The 1,074-nt window shown below is 55.4% G+C and carries 1 protein-coding gene; it reads right to left on the bottom strand.

The features are described 5' to 3' along the window. The coding region (locus tag C5F48_RS24975) for a sensor histidine kinase (RefSeq protein ID WP_146170767.1) at positions 1-1,074 on the bottom strand (1,074 nt) is incomplete at both ends.

A 1,074-nucleotide genomic window follows, 5' to 3' on the forward strand; every position in this document is an offset into this window, starting at 1 on the left:
ATGGTTCCTGTTCACACATGTAGCACAAGGAGGCGAATCTATCATTACGGGTCGGCATCCTAGCCAAGGTTTTGAATATACGATGCCATTGCTATTGGTGTGTGGAGCAAGTGGTAATGAGCAATTTATAGTTAGGCCACCGCCGACCCTGTTATTTGCCCATATCTTGCCACCATGCAACCTCACAGCGTTTTCCGCAATGGCTAGGCCGAGGCCTGCACCGCCCCCCACATCGTCACGAACAAAGGCCTGGAATATATTCGAGATCTGTGCCGGATCAATTCCCGGCCCAATATCGCTGATCGCAAAATCGACGCGGCCGGCCCTCTGGGTAACTAGGAAATCCACCGTTCCGTCGTCAGGTGAATATCTGAGAGCGTTGCGAATTATGTTATCAAATGCGCGATGTAGCAGTTCCGGATCGCATATGAGCTCTTGGCGGTCCGGCCCCGTGTATAAAAGGCGGACGCCACGCGCCTGCCCCTCAAGATCGAAGTCGCGGAGAATGGGGTCAAGCAGGTCAATCAGATCGATAGCGACTGGTTTAATTGCGAATGCCCCGCCTCGCTCCAGCCGCGCCAGCATGAGTATCTCTCCGACAAGATGATCTGTGCGCGCGATATCAGCGTCCATTCGGGGCAGCATTGCCTCGAGCCGTGCCGGGTTCTGGCGAAGCAATGCGATCTCAACCTGAAGGCGGGCCAAAGGCGAGCGGATTTCGTGCGAAATATCGTGAAATAGGCGCGATCGGCTTTCGGTCAGTTCTTGCAGTGTGCTTGCCGCCAAATCAAACGCTCTGCCGACATCGGCAATTGCGGGTTCTGAACGAACCAGCGCTTGACCGATGCGCCGAGTGAGATCGCCCTGTGACAAGGCGGTCAAGCTGTCGCCAAGGCGCTGGATTGGGCGCACGAAACGATGTGCCAAGACAAGCGCAATAACCAAACTGATCGCTGCACCGATGAGCATCGGCATTACGAACGGCACGACTTGCCTCAGCGCCACGAACTTGGACGCATCTCCTTCCAGTTTCAGACAGCGCCACTCTGAACCTATACCGATCAGGTCGTTCCC

Origin of the sequence: Cereibacter changlensis JA139 (genome assembly GCF_003034985.1) — a bacterium.
Taxonomy (GTDB): Bacteria; Pseudomonadota; Alphaproteobacteria; order Rhodobacterales; family Rhodobacteraceae; genus Cereibacter; species Cereibacter changlensis.